Source organism: Kluyvera sp. EC_51 (assembly GCF_019584505.1).
GTDB classification, from domain to species: Bacteria; Pseudomonadota; Gammaproteobacteria; order Enterobacterales; family Enterobacteriaceae; genus Kluyvera; species Kluyvera sichuanensis.
The window spans coordinates 1-1980 of record NZ_VDAG01000047.1 but is presented as its reverse complement, the minus strand read 5'-3'; the positions used below and the strand labels follow the sequence as shown (position 1 = coordinate 1980).

Here is a 1980-nt window from a genome sequence, read left to right as displayed (position 1 = left end):
GGCAGCACCTGGCACGGCTGGGACGGAAGTCGCTGTCGTTCTCAAAATCGGTGGAGCTGCATGACAAAGTCATCGGGCATTATCTGAACATAAAACACTATCAATAAGTTGGAGTTATTACCCGGCGGAGGAAGGGAAAACTCAGGGTGGCGTAATGCGCATGATCAGCAGATAAATCCTTGAAAGCAGGTACTCAGCCCTCAGTGAACAGAATAAGTCAGCGTAATGTACTTTAGTGCTGACCACGTGCTCTGTATGATACAGAATCTATCTACTATAAACGAAAATACAGCACGATCAATGCTCACACTCTATATGGGACGTTCGTACCTGGACATGATTATCTGTGTTCAATGTCCCCGCATGACCGTCTTAACATCCAGAATATTACGTTTCCAAAAAAACCAGAAATGATTAAAAAATGAGCTTAACGAATGGAAGGGACTTCCCCTGGATATGCGCCTGATTAACTCTTGTGCAATCATGGGGTAAACATAGCCCCGGAGGGATTCGTTATGACCATCACGACTGTCGGTATCGATCTTGCTAAAAATGTGTTCGCTGTTCACTGCGTTGACCAACACGGTAAAACTGTTCTGGTTAAACCCAAAGTATCGCGTGCTGCCCTTCCTGAGCTGATTGCCAGTTTACCTCCCTGTGTTATCGGGATGGAGGCATGCTCCGGGGCTCACTACTGGGCAAGGTTGTTTCGGCAATATGGTCATGAACCACGGCTGATGGCTGCTAAATTTGTATCTCCTTACCGCATGGCCGGTAAATCAGGCAAAAATGATGCAGCTGATGCTCAGGCTATCTGTGAAGCAGTTCGTCGCCCGCATATGCGGTTTGTACCAGTGAAGGATGAGAGCCAGCAGGCGATGCAATGCCTACACCGTATCAGACAGGGTTTTATCGAAGAGAAAACAGCAACATATAACCGATTGAGAGGTTTGATATCGGAATTCGGTGTCATCGCCCCACAAAGTACAGATGCCCTGCGTCACATGGTTTCTGAGCAGAAGAGTTCTTTGCCACTTCAGGTTCAACAATGTGTTAATGACCTGCTGGAACACATTGATCGTATTGAAGATAATATTACTGAATATGACCGGATTTTGTCCCGCATGGCAAAAACAGATCACCGCAGCCAGCGATTGATGGAACTGAAAGGGATTGGTCCCACAACGGCCTGTGCGCTGGTCGCCAGTATCGGTAATGCACACGATTTTAAAAATGGGCGACAACTGGCAGCCTGGCTGGGACTAACGCCATCGCAGTACAGCAGTGGTGGGAAATCAAAGCTTGGCAGGATAACTAAAGCTGGCGATTCGTATCTGCGAACGCTACTGGTTCAGGGGGCTCGTTCGGTTCTGATTGGTGCCGAGAAAAGGACTGATTTATTCAGTCGTTGGGTCTGTTCACTGGTCGATCGCAGAGGATACTGGCGTGCCGTTGTAGCCATCGCCGCCAAAAACGCAAGGCTGTGCTGGGCATCATTGCATTACGGTGATGATTTCAGGCTGTACTCAGCCAGCTAAAGCACGAAACAAAATAACCATCTGACCTGCAATTCGTTGATGATAAAGGGTTAGACCCCGTGAGGCCTATCTGGCTATTGTACAGGATATACGTATCCGCTTAACGAACAAGAACCTCACGCGCGTCTTTCATCAGGGTCCGAATCGATGACGATTCATCATGGCCGTTTATAGTACCGCAGTCTCTCCCCTTTATTTTTACTGAAGAGCAGACAGAAACCATAAACACCGGCGTTGACACGCCGGGGAAGCCCTTATAGTACAATAATTTTCGATATCCAAACTGACCCCTTCTAAGAGTCCATCTGCGAATCATACAACATTGTAGGGGTCGGTTCCGGCTGAGGGCGAAATGACACCCTAAGCGTTAGCTCTGTGTCGTTGCACGATGTCAGCGACGGTATTCTTGCTGATACCGAGCTCGCGTGCGATCCAGCGATAG

At 48.2% G+C, this 1980-nt stretch carries 2 protein-coding genes; both read left to right on the top strand.

Features of this window, described 5'->3' with window-relative positions; translation table 11 throughout:
• Window positions 1-107: IS1 family transposase (locus FHC49_RS11375; protein WP_000300949.1), on the top strand; the 107-nt coding region annotated here is incomplete at its 5' end.
• Window positions 108-515: 408 nt separating this feature from the next.
• A complete protein-coding gene (locus FHC49_RS11370; protein ID WP_001572362.1) occupies window positions 516-1538 on the top strand; it encodes an IS110 family transposase in 1023 nt (340 codons plus the stop codon).
• Window positions 1539-1980 lie beyond the last annotated feature (442 nt).